Origin of the sequence: Variovorax sp. IB41, from assembly GCF_016405905.1 — a bacterium.
In the GTDB taxonomy this organism is placed as follows: Bacteria; Pseudomonadota; Gammaproteobacteria; order Burkholderiales; family Burkholderiaceae_C; genus Variovorax.
In genome coordinates this window covers 254,896-273,339 of the sequence record NZ_JAEFCB010000007.1, presented here as the reverse complement: position 1 = coordinate 273,339, position 18,444 = coordinate 254,896, and the positions used below count along the sequence as shown (strand labels likewise).

General features: G+C 68.5%; 13 protein-coding genes. 8 read left to right on the top strand and 5 right to left on the bottom strand.

Features of this window, described 5'->3' with window-relative positions; translation table 11 throughout:
* Positions 1-4: 4 nt before the first annotated feature.
* The 3 genes from JC881_RS15935 to JC881_RS15925 form a co-directional block, all read right to left on the bottom strand.
* Positions 5-1,120 carry an ABC transporter substrate-binding protein gene (locus JC881_RS15935; protein WP_198786671.1) on the bottom strand — a complete coding sequence of 372 codons (1,116 nt, stop codon included), beginning with the start codon at positions 1,118-1,120 and terminating at the stop codon, positions 5-7.
* 177 nt (positions 1,121-1,297) lie between these two features.
* Positions 1,298-2,410: an ABC transporter substrate-binding protein gene (locus JC881_RS15930; RefSeq protein ID WP_198786670.1), complete on the bottom strand. Its 1,113-nt coding sequence runs from the start codon at positions 2,408-2,410 to the stop codon at positions 1,298-1,300.
* Positions 2,411-2,587: 177 nt separating this feature from the next.
* Complete coding sequence (locus JC881_RS15925; RefSeq protein WP_198786669.1) at positions 2,588-3,700, bottom strand: ABC transporter substrate-binding protein; 1,113 nt, start codon at positions 3,698-3,700, stop codon at positions 2,588-2,590.
* Positions 3,701-3,876: 176 nt separating this feature from the next.
* Here JC881_RS15925 and uvrA point away from each other — a divergent pair, with 176 nt between their 5' ends.
* From uvrA to JC881_RS15905, 4 genes are all read left to right on the top strand, one after another.
* Complete coding sequence (gene uvrA / locus JC881_RS15920; RefSeq protein ID WP_198786668.1) at positions 3,877-9,627, top strand: excinuclease ABC subunit UvrA; 5,751 nt, start codon at positions 3,877-3,879, stop codon at positions 9,625-9,627.
* A 118-nt stretch (positions 9,628-9,745) separates the two neighbouring features.
* Complete coding sequence (locus JC881_RS15915; RefSeq protein WP_198786667.1) at positions 9,746-10,795, top strand: ornithine cyclodeaminase; 1,050 nt, start codon at positions 9,746-9,748, stop codon at positions 10,793-10,795.
* Positions 10,796-10,838: 43 nt separating this feature from the next.
* Positions 10,839-11,885 (top strand): histone deacetylase family protein, encoded by a 1,047-nt coding sequence (locus JC881_RS15910; RefSeq protein ID WP_198786666.1) that lies wholly within the window; start codon positions 10,839-10,841, stop codon positions 11,883-11,885.
* A 95-nt stretch (positions 11,886-11,980) separates the two neighbouring features.
* A complete protein-coding gene (locus JC881_RS15905; protein WP_198786665.1) occupies positions 11,981-12,961 on the top strand; it encodes a Bug family tripartite tricarboxylate transporter substrate binding protein in 981 nt (326 codons plus the stop codon).
* Here JC881_RS15905 and JC881_RS15900 read toward each other — a convergent pair.
* Entirely contained in the window at positions 12,915-13,517 is a 603-nt protein-coding gene (locus JC881_RS15900; protein WP_198786664.1) for a TetR/AcrR family transcriptional regulator, read from the bottom strand. The two genes, JC881_RS15905 and JC881_RS15900, sit on opposite strands and share 47 nt — an antisense overlap.
* Positions 13,518-13,605: 88 nt before the next feature.
* On the opposite strand from JC881_RS15900, the gene JC881_RS15895 reads away from it, so the two are divergent.
* Positions 13,606-14,862: an MFS transporter gene (locus JC881_RS15895; RefSeq protein WP_198786663.1), complete on the top strand. Its 1,257-nt coding sequence runs from the start codon at positions 13,606-13,608 to the stop codon at positions 14,860-14,862.
* Here the strand turns inward: JC881_RS15895 and JC881_RS15890 are convergent.
* Positions 14,852-15,697, bottom strand: a complete 846-nt coding sequence (locus JC881_RS15890) for an HAD-IIB family hydrolase (RefSeq protein WP_198786662.1) — start codon at positions 15,695-15,697, stop codon at positions 14,852-14,854. The genes JC881_RS15895 and JC881_RS15890 overlap by 11 nt on opposite strands.
* Before the next feature lie 93 nt (positions 15,698-15,790).
* Here JC881_RS15890 and JC881_RS15885 point away from each other — a divergent pair, with 93 nt between their 5' ends.
* The 3 genes from JC881_RS15885 to JC881_RS15875 are packed head-to-tail and all read left to right on the top strand — an operon-like array spanning position 15,791 to position 18,436.
* Positions 15,791-16,786: an ABC transporter ATP-binding protein gene (locus JC881_RS15885; protein WP_198786661.1), complete on the top strand. Its 996-nt coding sequence runs from the start codon at positions 15,791-15,793 to the stop codon at positions 16,784-16,786.
* Complete coding sequence (locus JC881_RS15880; protein WP_198786660.1) at positions 16,786-17,628, top strand: ABC transporter permease; 843 nt, start codon at positions 16,786-16,788, stop codon at positions 17,626-17,628. The genes JC881_RS15885 and JC881_RS15880 overlap by 1 nt, the downstream gene beginning before the upstream one ends.
* 4 nt (positions 17,629-17,632) lie before the next feature.
* Positions 17,633-18,436 (top strand): ABC transporter permease, encoded by an 804-nt coding sequence (locus tag JC881_RS15875; protein ID WP_198786659.1) that lies wholly within the window; start codon positions 17,633-17,635, stop codon positions 18,434-18,436.
* The last annotated feature ends 8 nt before the right edge of the window (positions 18,437-18,444 follow it).

The window sequence follows — 18,444 nt, the reverse complement described above, 5'->3', positions numbered from 1 at the left end:
GCGATCAGCGCTTGAAGCGGCCCTCGCTGATGATCGAAAGATCGACGTAGTCGATGCCCGAGTGGTCCGTCGGCGAATAGCTCACGTCGAGCCCGCCGCCCACGTCGTACTGAAAGCTGTTGAGCGTGGCGAGCAGCCGCGCGCGCGTGGGCTTGGGGCCGGTGCGGCGCAGCGCCTCCACCAGCACCTTGGTCGCCACGAAGCCCTCGAGCAGCGCGGGCGACAGCTCGTTCTGGCCCTTGGCCTTCGCGAGCGCCATAGCTTCCTTGATCAGCGGGTGGCCGAACGAGCGCTCATAGGGCAGCACCTGCGTGACGATGACGCCGCCGCTCGACGTGCCCAGTTCCTTGATGAAGCCCGAAGCCGCGTTGTTCGACAGGGTGATCACCTGCGCGGCCGAGCCGGCCGCGCGCAGCGCCTTCACGCCTTCAGTGACGGCGGTGCCTGAAGCGATCCAGAGCACGGCCTGCACGTTCGCCTGCGTCAGGGGCGGCACGATGGTGCCGTAGTCGGGCTTGCGGCGGTCGGCCGGAACCACCACCGCGGGCTTGGTCTTCGCGCTCTCGAAGCCCTTGTTCGCGCCCACCATGGCGTCGGTGGCGAAGGCCGAATCCTGCTCCTGCACCACGCCGATGCGCTGGATGCCGATGGTGTGCAGGTGCTGCACCGCCTTCTCGGCCTCGCGCTGGTAGGTCGAGCGCACGTTGAAGATGTTCTTGGGCACCGGCTGGTGCAGCGCCATCGCGCCGGTCGAAGGGCCGACCAGCGGCACGCCGTACTTGTCCAGCAACGGAATGACGGCCAGCGCGTTGGGCGTGCCGCGGTTCAGCAGCAGCGCGACGACCTTCTTGTCCTCGATCAGGATGCGCGTGTTCTCCACCGAGCGCTTGGGGTCGAAGCCGTCGTCCAGCCGGATCACCTCGATCCGCTCGCCATTGATGCCGCCTTGCGCGTTGACCTGGTCGATGACCAGCTGCGAGCCCAGGATCGCCTCCTTCACGCTGGCCGAGACCAGGCCGGAGAGGTCGGCCGACTGGCCGATCACGATCTGGGCCGGCGCCCCCTGGGAGGCCGCGGCCAGCACGAGCGCGGCGGCGCAGGACTTGAATATCTTCTTCATCGGGCAGAGTCTTTCCACGAACTGTTCGTGATTGTCAAAAGATGTGTAGTTTGTTTCTTTAAGTGACATTTCTCTGCTTGTGGAAACCCTGCGGACCGTTGTTTTCAATGCGCAAACAGAAACGGCCCGCCGGGTGCACCGGCGGGCCGTGATTGCGGGGAACGGGAAAGGGTGCGGTCAGCGCTTGAAGCGGCCTTCGCTCACGATCGACAGATCGACGTAGTCGATGCCCGAATGGTCGGTCGGCGAGTAGCTCACGTCGACGCCGCCGCCCACGTCGTACTGGAAGCTGTTGAGCGTGGCGATGAGCTTCGCGCGCGTGGGCTTGGGGCCCGTGCGGCGCAGCGCCTCCACCAGCACCTTGGTCGCGACGAAGCCCTCGAGCAGCGCCGGCGACAGGTCGTTCTGACCCTTGGCCTTGGCGAGCGCCAGCGCCTCCTTGATCAGCGGATGGCCGAAGGAGCGCTCATAGGGCAGCACCTGCGTGATGATCACGCCCGCGCTCGCCGAGCCCAGTTCCTTGATGAAGCCCGAGGCCGCGTTGTTCGAGAGCGTGATGATCTGCGCCGCCGAGCCCGCCGCGCGCAGCGCCTTCACGCCGTCGGTCACCGAGGTGCCCGAGCCGATCCACAGCACCGCCTGCGCGTTGGCCTTGGTGAGCTGCGGCACGATGCTCGCGAAATCGGGCTTGTTGCGGTCGGCCAGGGCCAGCACCACGGGCTTGAGGCCTGCCTTCTCGAAGCCCTTGTTCGCGCCCTCCATCGCGTCCTTGCCGAAGGAGTCGTCGGCCTGGACCACGGCGATGCGCTGGATGCCGGTGGTCTGCAGGTGCTGCACCGCCTTCTCGGCCTCGCGCTGGTAGGTCGAGCGCACGTTGAAGATGTTCTTCTGCAGCGGCTTGTGCAGCGCCATCGCGCCGGTCGAGGGGCCGACCAGCGCCACGCCGTACTTGTCGAGCAGCGGAATGACGGCCAGCGCGTTGGGCGTGCCGCGGTTCAGCAGCAGCGCGACGACCTTCTTGTCCTCGATCAGGATGCGGGTGTTTTCCAGCGAGCGCTTGGCGTCCAGGCCGTCGTCCAGCCGGATCACCTCGATCTGCTCGCCGTTGATGCCGCCCTGGGCATTGACCTGGTCGATCACCAGCTGCGAGCCCAGGATCGTTTCCTTCACGCTGGCGGCCACCGGGCCCGAAAGATCGGCCGACTGGCCGATCACGATCTGGGCCGACGCGCCGGGTACGACCGCCGCCATGAGGAGCGCAACGGCGCAGGACGCAAACATCGTCTTCATCGAACAAAGCCTTTCCAAGAGGCGAACTTGCCCCTGTCAGAAGATGTGTAATGTGTTGCTGTTGGTGACATTAGTTTGCTCGTGCAAACCCTGTCAAACCATTGTTTGCAGAACCCAAAGACAAACGGCCCGCCGGAGAACCGGCGGGCCGTTGCAAGAGGAAAGAGGGGCGGCGGCTCAGCGCTTGAAGCGCCCGTCGCTGATGATCGCCAGGTCCGCGAAATCGATGCCGCTGTGGTCCTGCGGCGTGTAGCTCACCTCGAGTCCGCCGCCGAGGTCGTAGCTGCGGATGCTTTCCAGCGCAGCCAGCACCTTGGCGCGCGTGGGCCTGGGACCCGCGCGGCGCAGCGCCTCCACCAGCACCTTCGCCGAAGCGAAGCCTTCGAGCGCGGCGGGCGAGAGCTCCGCCTGTCCCTTGGCCTTGGCGAGCGTGAGCGCCTCCTTCACCATCGGCTGGCCCATCGACCGCTCGCTCGGAAACACCTGCGTCACGATCACGCCGCGGCTCGCATCGCCCAGTTGCTTGATGAAGCCCGACGATGCGTTGTTCGACAACGTGACCACCTGCGCCGCCGAGCCCGAGGCACGCAGCGCCTTGATGCCGTCGACCACCGCGATGCCCGAGCCGATCCACAGCACGGCCTGCGCGTTGGCGTCCTTGATGGCCGGCACGATGGCCGTGTAGTCGGGCTTGTCGCGGTCGGCCGGAATGGTCACCGTCGGCGTGGCCTTGCCCTTGGTGAAGCCGGTCATTGCGCCCTCGAGCGCGTCCTTGCCGAACGAGTCGGTCACGTACACCACGGCGATGCGCGAGAGGCCGATGGTCAGGAGGTGCTGCACCGCCTTCTCGGCTTCGCGCTGGTAGGTGGCGCGCACGTTGAACACGTGCTTTTGCAGCGGCTTGTGCAGCACCATGGCGCCGGTGGAAGGGCCGATCAGCGCCACCTCGTTCTTGTCGAGCCAGGGAATGATCGCCTGCGAATGCGGCGTGCCGCGGCTCATGAAGAGCGCCACCACCTTCTTGTCCTCGATCAGCGCGCGGGCGTTGTCGCTGGCGCGCTTGACGTCGAAGGCGTCGTCCATGCGGATCACCTCGATCTTCTCGCCGTGGATGCCGCCCTGGGCATTGGCCGCGTCGATCACCAGCTGCGCGCCGCCGATGGTCTCGTTCACGCTCGCGGCCACCGAGCCGGTCATGCCGGCGGTCTGGCCGATGAGGATCTGGGCGGAGGCGCCCATCGCCGTCAACGCCAGAATGGCGGCGGCGCAAAGCGTTCGCGTCTTCGTCATGGAGGCCTTTCGAGGAATGCTCAGGGAGGAGTTGAAAACAAACGTCGTATTTGTTATCAAAAGTGTCAAAGCCTGAATCCGGACAAACCCCTGCGTAAGCCCGGACCATGTGACGCAGTGCACAGATGCGTCACGGAGCTCTCCCTAGAATGTTTGCCCCACCCCCCAAGGCATTCATGACACAGGGCTCCATCCGGATTCGCGGCGCGCGCCAGCACAACCTCCAGAACCTCGACCTCGACATCCGCACCGGCGAGATGACCGTGGTCACCGGGCCCAGCGGCTCGGGCAAATCGAGCCTCGTGTTCGACACCCTCTATGCAGAGGGCCAGCGGCGCTATGTAGAGACTTTTTCCGCCTATGCGCGTCAGTTCCTGGACCGCATGGACAAGCCGGCCGTCGACAAGGTGGAGGGCGTGCCGCCCGCCATCGCCATCGACCAGACCAACCCGGTGCGCTCCTCGCGCTCCACGGTCGGCACGATGACCGAACTGAACGACCACCTGAAGCTGCTCTACGCCCGCGCGGCGCAGCTCTTCGACCGCGAAACGGCGCTCCCGGTGCGCCACGATTCGCCCGACAGCATCTATGCGCAGATCGCCGGGCGCGCCGCCGCGGCGGGCGATCCGCGGCTGGTCATCACCTTCCCGGTCGAACTGCCGGCCGGCACGTCGGCCGAGGAAGTGACCCAATGGCTCTCGGCCAGCGGCTTCACGCGCGTACAGTCCGAGCGCGAGGTGGCCACGCCCACCGGTCCGCGCAAGGTGCTCGACGTGGTGGCCGACCGCTTCCGCATCTCGGGCGCCGAGCGCTCGCGCGTGGTGGAGGCGATCGAAGTGGCGCTCAAGCGCGGCAGCGGGCGCGTCACCGTGCATGCGACCGGCGCCGAAGAAAACGCGCCTACGGATGTGTGGAAGTTCTCCACCGGCCTGCACTGCCCCGAGAGTGACATCCGCTACACCGACCCGATCCCGTCGATGTTCTCGTTCAACTCGGCCGTCGGCGCCTGCGATACCTGCCGCGGCTTCGGTCGCGTCATCGGCGTGGACCTCGGCCTCGTGATCCCGAACGACAAGCTCACGCTGCGCGCGGGGGCCATCAAGACCATCCAGACCCCCGCGTGGAAAGAGGCGCAGGACGACCTCATGCGCCACGCCGAGGCCGCCGGCGTGCCGCGCGACACGCCCTGGAACAAGCTCACCGAGGAGCAGAAGCACTGGGTGATCGAGGGCACGCCCAACTACAAGGAAGGCAACTGGAACAAGCAGTGGTATGGCGTTCGCCGCTTCTTCGCCTACCTGGAGAGCAAGGCCTACAAGATGCACATCCGCGTGCTCTTGTCCAAGTACCGCAGCTACACGCCGTGCCCCGTCTGCAGCGGCGCGCGCCTGAAGCTCGACAGTCTGCTTTGGCGCATCGGCAGCAAGGAAGACGCCGACGCGGTGCTCGACCCCGCCAAGCGCTTCCTGCCGACCGGCGTGAAGTGGTCGCGCGCGCAACTCGAGGCGCTGCCGGGCCTGTGCCTGCACGACCTGATGCTCCTGCCCATCGAGCGGCTGCGCAGGTTCTTCGACCGCGTCGAACACCATGGCAACGGCACCCCCGCGAGCGAGGGCGAGGCGCAGGCGCTGAAGCTGCTGTTCGAGGAAATCACCACGCGCCTGCGCTACCTGCACGACGTGGGCATCGGCTACCTCACGCTGGACCGCCAGAGCCGCACGCTCTCGGGCGGCGAAGTGCAGCGCATCAACCTCACGACGGCGCTCGGCACCTCGCTGGTCAACACGCTCTTCGTGCTCGACGAGCCCAGCATCGGCCTGCATCCGCGCGACATGAACCGCATCACCGAGGCCATGCTGCGCCTGCGCGATGCGGGCAACACGCTGGTGGTGGTCGAGCACGACCCGGCCGTCATGCTCGCGGCCGACCGCGTGATCGACATGGGCCCCGGCCCCGGCATCCGCGGCGGACAGATCGTGTTCGACGGCACCACCGACCAGCTGCGCGACGCCGACACGCTCACCGGCCAGTACCTGGGCGGCCGCAAGAAGATCGGCATGGGCTTCAAGCGGCTGGTGAGCGAGAACACGCACCGGCTCATCCTGGAAGGCGCGCGCGAGCACAACCTGCAGAACGTGACGGTCGAGTTCCCGCTCGCGCGGCTGGTGTGCGTCACCGGCGTGAGCGGCTCGGGCAAGTCGACGCTGATCCAGGACGTGCTGGCACCCGCGCTCATGCGCCACTTCGGCAAGGCGACGGAAACGCCTGGCGCGCACGACCGCCTGCTGGGCGCCGATCACCTGGGCGACGTGGTCTTCGTCGACCAGTCGCCCATCGGCAAGACCGCGCGCTCCAACCCCGCGAGCTATGTGGGCGCGTGGGACGCGATCCGCGAGATCTTCGCCACCGCGGCGCTCTCGCGCCAGCGCGGCTACACCGCGAGCAAGTTCAGCTTCAACTCCGGCGACGGGCGCTGCCCGACCTGCGGCGGCTCGGGCTTCGAGCACGTCGAGATGCAGTTCCTCTCGGACGTGTACCTGCGCTGCCCCGATTGCGACGGCAAGCGCTATCGCCCCGAGATCCTCGAAGTGAGGATCGAGCGCAAGGGCAAGAACTACAACGTGGCCGACGTGCTCGACCTCACCGTGGCCGAAGCGGCGACGGTGTTCGAGGCCGACCGCGACGTGCTGCGCGTGCTGCAGCCGATCTCCGACGTGGGCCTGGACTACGTCAAGCTCGGCCAGCCGGTGCCCACGCTCTCGGGCGGCGAGGCCCAGCGCCTGAAGCTCGCGGGCTTCCTCGCCGAAGCGGCCAAGAGCGCAACGGCGAGCAAGCAATCGGTCGCGCGCAAGGGCACGCTGTTCCTGTTCGACGAGCCGACCACGGGCCTGCACTTCGACGACATCGCGCGCCTGATGCGCGCGCTGCGCAAGCTCCTGGATGCCGGCCATTCGCTGATCGTCATCGAGCACAACCTGGACGTGATCCGCGCGAGCGACTGGCTCATCGACCTCGGCCCCGAAGGCGGCGAGGGCGGCGGCAAGGTGGTGGCCGAAGGCACGCCCGAGCAACTGCGCGAGAACCGCGCCTCGCTCACCGGCGCCGCGCTGGCCGACTACGAACTGGCCATTGGCCCCGAGGCCTACAAGGTGGCCGAGCGCGCGGCGCGGCGCTACATCGCGAACGCGAAGACGGCACCCGGCAGCAATGCCATCGAAATCGTCAACGCGCGCGAGCACAACCTGAAGAACCTGAGCGTGAACATCCCGCGTGGCAAGTTCAGCGTGGTGACCGGCGTGAGCGGCTCGGGCAAATCGACGCTGGCCTTCGACATCCTGTTCAACGAAGGGCAGCGGCGCTACCTCGAATCACTCAACGCGTACGCGCGCAGCATCGTTCAGCCAGCCGGGCGTCCTGAAGTGGATGCCGTCTACGGCATTCCGCCGACCGTGGCCATCGAGCAGCGCCTGTCGCGCGGCGGCCGCAAGAGCACGGTGGGCACGACCACCGAGGTGTGGCACTTCCTGCGCCTCCTGTATGTGAAGCTGGGCATCCAGCACTGCATCCACGACGGCGCGGCCGTGCAGCCGCAGACGCCCGACAGCATCGCCGCGCAGCTGATGCGCAACTTCAAGGGCCAGCACATCGGCCTGCTCGCGCCGCTGGTGAGCAACCGCAAGGGCGTGTACACCGAGCTGGCCGACTGGGCACGGCCGCGCGGCTTCACGCACCTGCGCGTGGACGGCGACTTCCTGCCGACGACGGGTTTCCCGCGCATCGACCGCTTCAAGGAACACAGCATCGAGCTGCCCGTGGCCAGCCTCGACGTGCTGCCCTCGAAGGAAAACGAGCTGCGCGAGGCGCTCACCAAGGCGCTCGAGCACGGCAAGGGCGTGGTGCATGTGCTGAGCCAGCTGGACGGCCTGAAGGCCGCGATGATGGCTGGCGTTTCGGCCGCGGGCATCGGCCGCGTCAACGTGTTCTCCACGCTGCGCGCCTGCCCGGTGTGCAGCACCAGCTACGCCGAGCTCGACCCGCGCCTGTTCAGCTACAACAGCAAGCACGGCTGGTGTCCCGATTGCGTGGGCACGGGCGTCAAGCTCAGCAAGGACCAGCGCAAGGTCTTCGACGATTCGATCCGCGACGACGACAACAAGGGCCGCGAACAGACCTTCGCTGAGCCCGAGGTCGAAGACCTGGCCGACACCGCCTGCCCGACCTGCGAAGGCACGCGCCTGAACGCCACGGCGCGCGCCGTGGGCTTCGGCACTGCGGCCGACGGCTCGGGCGGCATCGGCATCACCGAGCTCGCGCGCATGAGCGTGACCGAGGTGCGCCAATGGTTCGAAGGGCTGGTTCTCACCGGCCGCGAAGCCGAGATCGCACGCGACCTCGTGCCCGAGATCAAGAGCCGCCTCGAATTCCTCGAGGAAGTGGGCCTGGGGTATCTCACGCTCGACCGCGGCGCCCCCACGCTCTCGGGCGGCGAGGCGCAGCGCATCCGCCTGGCGGCGCAGCTGGGCAGCAACCTGCAGGGTGTGTGCTACGTGCTCGACGAGCCGACCATCGGCCTGCATGCGCGCGACAACCAGATCCTGCTCGATGCGCTGCACAAGCTCGGCGACAAGGGCAACACGCTGGTGGTGGTGGAGCACGACGAGGACACCATCCGCCGCGCCGACCACATCATCGACATCGGCCCGAGCGCTGGCAAGCGCGGCGGGCGCCTCGTGGCCGAAGGCTCGGTGGCCGATATCGAAGCGGCGGGCGATTCGCAGACCGGCAGGTACCTCCGCGATGCCATCAAGCATCCGCTGCAGGCCCGGCGCCTGATTCCCTCGCCGAATCCGAAGGCCGAAGACAGCGGCCAATGGCTCACCGTGCACGGCGCCGACCTGCACAACCTGCAGGACGTGACGGCCACGCTGCCGCTGCACCGCCTCGTGGTGGTCACCGGCGTCAGCGGCTCGGGCAAGTCGACGCTCGCGCGCGACGTGCTGCTGGCCAGCGTGCAGGGCATCGTGATCCAGCGCATGACCAAGGCCGGCCGCGATGCCGATGCCGCGGGCAAGCGCGCGGCCTGGTCCGGCTGCAGCAAGGTCGAGGGCTACGAGACCATCGACCGCGTGCTCGAGGTCGACCAGACCCCCATCGGCAAGACGCCGCGCAGCTGCCCGGCCACCTACATCGGCTTCTGGGACACCATCCGCAAGCTCTTCGCCGACACGCTGGAAGCCAAGGCGCGCGGCTACGGCCCGGCGCGCTTCAGCTTCAACACCGGCGAAGGCCGCTGCCCGGGCTGCGAGGGCGCGGGCGTGCGCACCATCGAGATGAGCTTCCTGCCCGACGTGAAGGTGCCCTGCGAGGTGTGCCACGGCGCGCGCTTCAACCCCGAGACGCTGGCCGTGAGCTGGCGCGGCAAGAGCATCGGCGACGTGCTGAAGATGGAGGTGGACGAGGCGGTCGAGTTCTTTGCCGCCATGCCCAACATCAGCCATCCGCTGCAGTTGCTCAAGGATGTGGGACTGGGTTACCTCACGCTGGGGCAGCCCTCGCCCACGCTCTCGGGCGGCGAGGCGCAGCGCATCAAGCTGGTGACCGAGCTGAGCAAAGTGCGCGACGACATCACCCGCCGCGGCCAGAAGGCGCCGCACACGCTGTACGTGCTCGACGAGCCGACCGTGGGCCTGCACATGGCCGACGTCGAGAAGCTGATCCACGTGCTGCACCGTTTGGTGAACGGCGGCCACAGCGTGGTGGTGATCGAGCACGACCTGGACCTGATCGCCGAAGCGGACTGGATCATCGACCTCGGGCCCGAGGGCGGAAATGCCGGCGGGCGCATCGTTGCCGCGGCGCCGCCGGAGGAGGTCGTGCGACTGGCTACCCATACGGGTAATGCCTTGGCCCCAGTGCTGGCGCGTTGATGCAGGCAGGCGCAGAATGGTTTCGAACCCTTGGCGCAGGCGCATCCTGAATCAGCCATGGTGGATTGAACATGCGAGGGGATGAAGCGCCGTGCCGGGCTACGCAAGGAGCCATGTCATGACCCGCTTCATCGATGTTCACAGCCTGGTTCGCCTGGTGGATGAAACCGGCGTTCCGCAATTCCTCCAGGCGCTGGCCGACGCGCTGCGCGACGACTTCATGCGCTGGCGCGAGTTCGACAAGAAGGCGCGCGTCGCGAGCCATTCGCACCTGGGCGTGATCGAGCTGATGCCGGTGGCCGACGACGGTGCCTACGCCTTCAAGTACGTCAACGGGCATCCGCACAACACCCAGGTCGGGCTGCCGACGGTCATGGCCTTCGGCGTGCTGGCGGAGGTCGACACCGGCTATCCGGTGCTGCTGTCCGAGCTCACACTCACCACCGCGCTGCGCACGGCGGCCACTTCCGCGATGGCGGCGCAGGCCCTGGCGCGGCCCGATTCGCGCAGCCTCGCGCTGATCGGCAACGGCTCGCAGAGCGAGTTCCAGGCGCTGGCTTTCCATGCGCTGCTGGGCATCGAGGAAGTGCGCGTGTTCGACACCGACCCGCACGCCACCGACAAGCTGGTGCGGCATCTCTCAGCGTGCACGCCGCTGGAGATCGTGCGCGCCCGCTCCGTGGCCGACGCGGTGCGCGGCGCCGACATCGTCACCACCGTCACCGCCTACCAGGGCCGCGCGACCGTGCTCACGGCCGAGATGATCGAGCCGGGCATGCACATCAACGCGGTCGGCGGCGATTCGCCCGGCAAGACCGAATTGCACCCCGACGTGCTGCGCCGCGCGCGCGTGTTCGTGGAGTACGAGGCGCAGACCCGCGTCGAGGGCGAGATCCAGCAGCTGGCCGCCGACTTTCCGGTGCACGAACTGTGGAAGGTGCTGCTGGGCGAAGTGCCGGGGCGCGAGACCGCCGAGCAGGTCACCGTGTTCGATTCGGTCGGCTTTGCGCTGGAGGACTACACCGCGCTGCGCTACATCCACCAGCTCGCGATCGAGCGCGGCATCGGCCAGAAGATCGCGCTGGTGCCCGAGCTGGACGACCCGAAGGACCTGTTCGGCCTCACCGCGTCCGGCAGGCGCCGGGCGGTGCTGCGGCGTGCGGCATGATCGGCGGCATCCGCAACGCCGATCCTGTCTTTCTTCTTTTTCCATGCTCACCATCTACAACGACCAGCACGCACTGCACCAGGGAAAAGTCGAAATGTTCCGTGGCGAGCTGGTGCCTTGCTTCGAGGTGCCGGCCCGCGTCGACCATGTGAAGCATGAGCTGGAGCGCCGCGGCCTCGGCCCGCTGCAGGCGCCCGATGCGATCGACGATGCGCTGCTCGCCAAGGTGCATGCGCCGCGCTACCTGGGCTTCATCGCCGGCGCGTGGGACGAATGGGTCGCGCTCGATCCGGCCAATGCATCGCGCGATGCGCTCCCGTCGTACTGGCCCACGCGCGGCATGCGCACCGATGTACTGCCGCAGAGCTTTCCGGCGCGCCTGGGCCTCTTCTCGTTCGATGCGGGCACGCCACTCACGGCCGGCAGCTGGGCCGCCGCGCGGCAGGGTGCGGCGTGTGCATGGACCTCGACGCAGCGCGTGCTCGGCGGCCAGCGCGCGGCCTTCGCGCTGACGCGGCCTCCGGGCCATCACGCGGGCGCCGATTTCTTCGGCGGCTACTGCTTCGTCAACAACGCCGCGGTGGCCGCGCAGGCGCTGCGCGATGCGGGCATCGAGCGCGTCGCGGTGCTCGATGTCGACTACCACCACGGCAACGGCACGCAGGCCATCTTCTACGAGCGCAGCGACGTGCACTTCGCCAGCCTGCATGGCGATCCGTTCACCGACTACCCGTATTACCTCGGCCATGCCGACGAGCGCGGCGCCGGCCAGGGCGAAGGCTTCAACCACAACCTGCCGCTGCCGCGCGGCACCGAGTTCACGGCATGGCGCGCGGCGCTCAAGACGGCGCTCGACGGCATCGCGAAGGTGAAGGCCGGCGCGCTCGTGGTTTCGCTCGGCGTCGACACCTTCGAGGGCGATCCGATCTCCGGCTTCAAGCTGAAAAGCGACGACTACCTGCGCATGGGAGAAGACCTCGCGCGCGTGGGGTTACCGACGGTGTTCGTGTTCGAGGGCGGCTACGCGGTGGCCGAAGTGGGCGTCAACACAGTGAACGTGCTCGAAGGATTCGGCCACGCGGCCGGCTGAGGAACCTCGGCGACAGCAACCGGGTGAGCCCCGATTGCCGCATCGGGCGGGGCAGGGCCCAATCCGCGGTTCTTCAAGTTTCAGGAGCCTTCGCCATGTCCCGCCGTTCCCTTCTCTGCGCCGCCACGCTCGCCGCGTGCGGCCTCGCTTCCCCGCTGGCGGCGCTTGCCCAGGCTTTCCCCGCCAAGCCGATCAAGCTGGTCATCGCGTTCCCCGCGGGCGGCCCGACCGACATCACGATGCGCCAGCTCGCCGACAACGCGAGCAAGATCCTCGGCCAGCCGGTCATCATCGACAACAAGCCCGGCGCCGGCGGCACGCTGCCCGCGCAGGCGCTGCAGACCGCGCAGCCTGACGGCTACACGGTCGCGCAGATTCCGCTGGGCGTGTTTCGCCTGGGCTACACCACCAAGATCAACTGGGACCCGCTCAAGGACATCACCTACGTCCTGAACGTGACCGGCTACGCCTTCGGCATCGTGGTGCCGGCCAACAGCCCGTTCAAGACCTGGGCCGACTTCGTCGCCTACGCCAAGGCCAACCCCGGCAAGCTCACCTACGGCTCGACCGGCACGCTCACCAGCCCGCACCTGACGACCGAGATCGTCGCGCAGAAGGCCGGCATCGAGCTGCAGCACGTGCCCTACAAGGGCAGCGCCGACCTGATGCTCGCGGTGGTCAGCGGCCAGCTCATGGCCGCCGCCGACAGCACCGGCTTCGCGCCGCAGGTGGAGGCCGGCAAGCTGCGCGTGCTGAACACCTGGGGCGACAAGCGCCTGGCCAAGTTCCCCGATGCGCCCACGCTCAAGGAGCTGGGCTACGACGTGGTGCAGAACTCGCCCTTCGGCATCGGCGCGCCCAAGGGCACGTCGCCCGAGGTGGTGAAGAAGCTGCACGACGCGTTCAAGCAGGCGATGGAAGAGCCGAGCTACGTGGCATCGCTCGGGCGCTACGACATGCTGCCGAACTACATGAGCTCGGCCACGTACACCAAGTTCGCGCAGGACACGGTGGTCAAGGAGAAGGTGGTTATCGAGAAGCTGGGGTTGGCGAAGGAACAGCCGAAGACGAACTGATCGCGAACAGTTCGCCCACCAGCCGGTCCGCCAGTTCCGGCTTCACCGGTTCCGCCCCGAACACCAACCGGAACACGATCGGCGCGATCAGGTGATCGATCACCTGCTCCGCTTGCGGCGCCGGCTCACCGCGGGCGTGCGCCTGCTCGACCAGCGTCAGCGCTTCCTTGCGGCGGTTGCGCAGGCAATCGGTGTCCGCATCGCCGGTGGCCAGCGCGGCAGCGGCTTTCAGCAGGGACTTGCTGCAGGGCTGCGCCAGGTGCGTGATGAGTTCCTGCGCCCACGCGGTCAGGTCTTCGCGCAGTGCGCCGGTGTTCGGCAGCGGCCGGTCCGGGTCCAGCCGGCGCGTGGCCGTCTCGGCCAGAAGACCTGACAGATCCCCCCATCGGCGATAGATGCTGGAGGCGCTGACCCCTGCGCGTTCGGCCACGGCCGGCACGGTGACGCGCTCGCTCCCCTGCTCGGCCACCAGTTGTTCGAGGGCGGTACGCACCAGCGCTTGCACCTGGGCGCTGCGGCCGCCGGGACGCTTGTTGGGAAGGACAACATCGTTCATGTGAGGACTTTAACGCAAAGTTATTTGCTTTAGTGAATCCACAGGTCTAGAATCGCAAAAGCTAAAAAAGTTGCGTTAAGGACCTCCAATGCCTTCCTCCTGCCCTGAACTCGCCGTTGCCACCGCCGACGTCGCTGCCCGTTCCAAGCCCTGGCGCCTGCCGGCGGCGGTCGGTTTTCCGTTGCTGGCCTCGGTGCTGTTCGCCTTTTTCTTCGCGGCCGCCGCGCCCACGCCGCTGTTCGTCGTGTTCCAGCACGCCTGGGGCTTCTCGGCGTCGATGCTCACGGTGGCGTTCGCGATCTATGCGATCGCGTTGCTGATCTCGCTGCTGGTGGCCGGCTCGCTGTCGGACCACATCGGCCGTCGCCCGGTGGTGCTGGCGTCGCTGGTGCTGCAGGCGGTGGCGATGGGGCTTTTCGTGCTGGCAGAGGACATCGCCGGGCTGATCGTCGCGCGCATCGTCCAGGGCGTGGCCACGGGCATCGCGAGCGGCGCGTTGAGCGCGGCGGTGGTCGAGGCGGCGCCGGCATCGCGCAAGCGCCTGGGCGCGCTGATCACGAGCGTCTCGCCGCTCGCGGGGCTCGCGGTGGGCGCGCTGCTGACCGGCATCGCGGTGAAGTTCACCGACCAGCCGGTGATGCTGGTGTTCGGCGTGCTGGCCGTGGTGTTCGCGGTGGGCGCGGCCGTGGTGCTGTGGATGCCCGAGACCGTCACGCCGCGCGCCGGTGCGTTGGCCTCGCTGGTGCCGCGCGTGTCGATTCCCGTGCGGGCGCGGGCCGACTTCGTACGGGGTCTCCCGGTGTTCATCGCGGTCTGGGCGCTGGGCGGCCTGTACCTCTCGCTCGCGCCGTCGCTGATGCTGCATGTGTTCCACATCGACAACGGCGTGGTCAACGGCCTCACGGTCGCGGTGCTCTCGGGCTTCGGCGCGCTCGCGCCCACGCTGCTCGGCCGCTTCCCCGCACCGCGGACCGTGGTCTTCGGCGCGGCCAGCATCGCGGTCGGCCTGGTGCTGCTGCTGGCATCGCTGGCGACGAAGTCGCTCGTGCTGTTCTTCGTGGGCACCGCGATCGCGGGCCTGGGCTTCGGCGGCGCATTCTCGGCGCTGGTGCAGACGCTGGCGCCGCTGGCCGATTCGCACGAGCGCGGCGAGCTTTTCGCCGCCATCTTCGTGGTCTGCTACCTGGCGTTCAGCTTGCCGGCGATGCTCGCGGGCTTCTTGGTGAAGCCGCTCGGCCTGCTCAACACGGTAGAAGGTTATGCGGCCGTGCTGCTGGTGATCGCGGCCTTCGGCATCTGGCGCCAATGGGCGGCGCTGCGCCGCAGCGTGCCGGTCAGCGGCTAACGCGCACCGCAAGCATCGCGCGCGCCGCTTCGGCGAAGCCCACGCCGCGCTCGCCCTGCGTGACGTAGCGCGGCAGGTGCTCCAGCTGCGGCACGAAGCGCGCGACGTTCGCCACGCCGATGCTGCCCGCGAAGGTGCGGAACATCAGCTGGTCGTTGGTGGAATCGCCCACGTAGGCCCAGCGGTCGAGCTCGTCGTCGAGCGTGCGGCCCCAGAGTTCGCGCACGATCCAACGCGCGCCCTCCAGCTTGTCGTTGTCGCCGTACCAGCCGTTGATGTGGATGCTGCTCACCGTGGCGTGCATGCCTTCGCTGCGCATCAGCGCGACGACGTGCGCGATCGTCTCCTCGCCCAGCTGCACGAATTCGCTGTGGTCGATGGCGATGTCGGTCTCGCGGCCCGCCGAATCGGTGGCGCGCTGCGCACCGGGAATCTCGCGCTCGATGCGCGCCAGCACCGCCTGCATGCGCGCGAAGTTGGCGGCGCGCGTGGGCGCATCCTGCTGGTAGCGCTTTTCGATCTGCCCGCCGGGCGCGGGCAGGAGCGCCACCGCGCCGTTCTCCGCCACGATCGCATCGACCGGCCAGGTGTTGACGAAAGGCAGGCTCCAGCCCACCGGCCGACCCGTGATCGCGACGATGGCGAAGCCGGCGGCCTTCAGGTCGCCGAGCGCCTGCAGCGCATCGGCCGTGATCGCACCGTCGGTGGTGAGCGTGTCGTCGATGTCCGTGAACACGCCGATGAGCGCGCTGCGCGCCGCGGTGGCCCAGCGGTCGAGCGGCAGAAGGTGGGTGGGCGAGGCGGGCAGGGGGGATGAAGACGACAAGGACGACATGGCTGTGAATCTCTGCAGAGCCCGAGATCGTACCGGCGCTTTCGTGTAGCATCCCGCCCCCGCCGCGCTTCCCGCCCGGAGCGGCACTTTCCCATGTCCCACATCCTCGTCGACCAACTCCTCAAGACCTACCGCATTTCCGAGCGCGACCCGGGCGTGATGGGCGCGCTGCGCGGCCTCGTGCAGCGCCGGCACCGCACGGTCGAGGCGCTCGCCGGCGTGTCCTTCGAGTTGCAGCGCGGCGAGTTGCTCGGCTTCATCGGGCCGAACGGTGCGGGCAAGTCGACCACCATCAAGATCCTCGCGGGCATCCTGCGGCCCGACGGCGGGCGCGTGGAGATCGACGGGCGCGATCCTTTCGCGGACCGCGAGCGTCACGTGGCGCGCATCGGCGTGGTCTTCGGGCAGCGCACGCAGCTGTGGTGGGACCTGCCCGTGGGCGACGGTTTCGACCTCTTGCGCGACATCTACCGCGTCGATCCGCAGCGCTACCGGCGCACGCGCGACGAGCTGGTCGCGCTGCTGCACCTGGAGCGCGTGCTCGACCAGCCGGTGCGCCAGCTCTCGCTCGGCCAGCGCATGCGTGCGGAGATCGCGGCGGCGCTGCTGCACGAGCCCGACATTCTTTTTCTCGACGAGCCGACCATCGGGCTGGATGCGCCGTCCAAGCTCGCGGTGCGCGACTTCGTGCGCCGCGCCAACCGCGAGCGCGGCACGACGGTGCTGCTCACCACGCACGACATGCACGACATCGAGGCGCTGGCCCAGCGCGTGATCGTCATCGGCCACGGCCGCGTGCTGGCCGACAGCCCTGTCGAGGCGCTGCGCGCGCAGGTGATGGCCGAGCGCCGGTTGATCGTCGATTTCGCGCAGGACGCCGTGCTGCCCGCAGAGGTGCCCGGCGCCACGGTGCATGCGCGCGACGGCCAGACGCTGGTGCTCGACTTCGATCCTTCGGTGACCACCGCGCCGGCGCTGATCGCACGCATCGCGGCCGCGCACGCGGTGGAAGACATCCGCCTCGAAGGCATGGCGATCGAGGCGGTGATCGCGCGCTTCTACGCGATGCACGGAGCGGCCGAAGCGTGATGCAGCTGCGAACCCTCGCGCGCCCCTACGTCGCGGCCTTCGCTTCGCGCTTCCTGCAGATGCTGCAGTACCGCACCGCTGCGCTCGCGGGCTTCGCGACGCAGTGCTGGTGGGGCGGCATCAAGGTGATGGTGTTTGCCGCTTTCTACGGCGGCACTGCGATTGCAGGCGCGAGTTCGTCGATGTCGCTCGAACAGGCCATCACCTACACATGGCTCGCGCAAGGGCTGCTCGTGCTGCTGCCCTGGCTCGGCGATCCCGAAGTGGCGCAGGCCGTGCGCACCGGCGCGGTCGCCTACGACCGGCTGCGTCCGGTGGACGCTTATGCGCTGTGGTTCGCGCGCAGCGCCGGATGGATCGCCGCGCGCGTGCTGCCGCGCGTGGCGCTGATGGCGGCGTTCGCCGCGGTCGCATTGCCATTGGTGGGGCTCGGCGAATGGGCCTGGCAACTGCCCGCGAGCTGGACCGCGGGCCTCGCGTTCCTTGTGTCCATCGTGCTCGCGCTGCTGCTGTCGGCATCGATGGTGATGCTGCTGAACGTGGCGGCGACCGCGGCGCTCAACGAGCGGGGCATCAGCGCGGTGGCGACGCCCGTGGTCATCGTGCTGTCGGGCAATCTGCTGCCCCTCGCGCTGCTGCCGGACGCCTGGCAGACGGTGCTGCGGGTCCAGCCGCTGGCCGGGCTGATGGACATTCCGGCGCGGCTGTACTTCGGGCAGTTGGGCGGCTGGCACGCCGTGGCCGCGCTCGCACTGCAGTGCTTCTGGATCGCCGTGACCGTCGCGGCGGGACGCTTCGCGATGGGCCGCACGATGCGCAGCCTGCAGATCCAGGGGGGCTGACCGAATGGGCTCGCTGCCTCTTTTCTTTCGCCTCGTGCGCGCCTCCATCGGCGGCCAGGCGCGGTATCCCGCCTCGGCGCTGATGCTGACCGTCGGCCAGTTCCTGGGCACCGGCATCGAGGTGATCGTCGTCTGGGCGCTGTTCCACCGCTTCGGCGAGGTGCAGGGCTGGCGCATCGGCGAAGTGGCGCTGTTCTACGGACTGGTCAACTGCATGTTCGCGCTGGCCGATGCGCTGGGTCGCGGCTTCGACGTGCTCGGCACCGAGTTCCTGCGCACCGGCGCCTTCGACCGCCTGCTGCTGCGCCCGCGCCCCCTGGCGCTGCAGCTGATGGGCAACGACTTGCGCATCAGCCGCGCGGGCCGCCTGCTGCAGGGCCTGGCCGTCGTGGCATTCGCCACGCAGCAGGCCGGCATCGAATGGACGGCTGCCACGGTGGCGATCGCGCTGTTCGCGCTGGCCGGCGGCGTCGCGCTGTTCCTGGGCATCCTGGTGCTGCAGGGCACGCTGTCGTTCTGGACCGTCGAGAGCCTGGAGATCGCCAACGTGCTCACCTACGGCGGCGTGCAGGCCGCGCAGTACCCGCTGGCGCTGTATGCACAGTGGTTCCGCCGCGTGCTGACCTTCGTGGTGCCGCTGGCCTGCGTGGCCTATTACCCCGCGCTGGCGATCTTGGGAAAGGCCGATCCGCTGGGGGCGCCGGCGTGGGTGGGTGTCGTGTCGCCGGTCACGGGCTTCGTGTTCCTGGCGGCTGCCTTCGGCGTGTGGCGGCTGGGGGTGCGCCGCTACGCGTCGACGGGCAGCTAGGGCTTTCT